General features: G+C 74.2%; 2 protein-coding genes. Both read left to right on the top strand.

From position 1 onward, the window contains the following. Positions 1-316, top strand: a 316-nt coding sequence (locus KBX53_RS33330) for a hypothetical protein (RefSeq protein WP_210863829.1), incomplete at its 5' end; no start/stop codon positions are given. A 415-nt stretch (positions 317-731) separates the two neighbouring features. After that, positions 732-1,274: PIN domain-containing protein (locus KBX53_RS33325; protein ID WP_309140912.1), on the top strand; the 543-nt coding region annotated here is incomplete at its 3' end.

The raw sequence follows: 1,274 nt of genomic DNA, 5'->3' as shown, positions 1-1,274 counted from the left end.
GTTCCTCGTCCTGGTGCTCGGCGCCACCAGCTACGCGGCCGGGCGGCTGCACGGGCAGCTCAGCTATCGCATCGGTTACCGCTTCGGTTACCGGCAGGGCTACTTCGACGGTGACCGGGGCGCCTGGAACCGGCGTCGGCGGGACGCCCAGGCGGCCATCGCCTCGGCCCTGTCGGTCTCGCCCGCGGGAGTGGTCCGCTCGGCTGGTGCCGTCGCCCGCCCCGGCACCACGTACACCGGCTCGTCGTTCAGCGCGCCGGCCGCCCCGATCACCGGGCGGCACCCGACCGGCACGCTCGTCCGACGGACCGGTTGAGGTCGGTCGGCGGGGTCCGCCCCGCCGACCGGTGCCACGAACGCGGTGCGTCGTCCGCGGCGGACACGCACCGTCGGGGTCACGTCAGACCGGTGACGGTGGCCCCAACCGGCCGGGATGCGCGCAGGGGGCATGCATCCCGGCCGGTTCCGCCGTGCCCGCGACGGTGCCTTTCGGCTGGTGCCGGCGTCGGCGCGGCGCTGTTCACGAGCGCGCCGTGGGAGATCCACGTTCGGCCTCTAGCCGGGAAGGTCCGGCGGGGCTAGCGTCTAGGCATGGCACGGGGTTCTCCCGAGCCAGCCGGTCCGCCCGGATCTGCGACCTCGCGCACGGGGTTCCGCATCCGACCCCGTGTCCCCGGGCACCGGAGGAGGCGGAACACGGGTGGCGGGTGCCCATCCGTCGGAGCAGGCCTGTGACGACTCGCCGTACCATCGCCGGTGCCGACCAGACCCCGGCCGCGACTGCCACGACCCGCCGCGCCACCAGGAGCCGCCGTTCGGCGGCCGCCGCGCCGGCCGACCCCAAGGAGCCACGACCAGCCGGCCAGGCCTTCGTCCTGGACACGTCGGTGCTGCTCTCCGATCCGGCGGCATTCCACCGGTTCGCGGAGCACGAGGTGGTGCTGCCTCTGGTGGTCATCACCGAGCTGGAGGGCAAGCGGCACCATCCGGAGCTGGGCTGGTTCGCCCGGCAGTCGCTGCGGATGCTCGACGACCTGCGGGTCCGGCATGGTCGACTCGACCATCCGGTGCCCGCCAACGACGTCGGCGGCACCCTGCGGGTGGAGCTGAACCACACCGACGACGGTGTCCTGCCGCCCGGCTTCCGCACCGAGAGCAACGACGCCCGGATCCTCTCCGTCGCGCTGAACCTCGCCGCCGAGGGGCGGGAGGTGACCCTGGTCAGCAAGGACATGCCGCTGCGGGTCAAGGCCGCCTCGGTGGGCCTGCGCGCC

This window comes from Micromonospora sp. M51 (genome assembly GCF_018070305.1).
GTDB classification, from domain to species: domain Bacteria; phylum Actinomycetota; class Actinomycetes; order Mycobacteriales; family Micromonosporaceae; genus Micromonospora; species Micromonospora parva.
Note: the sequence above shows the minus strand (reverse complement) of the source record. Positions and strands in the feature narration are given on the sequence as shown.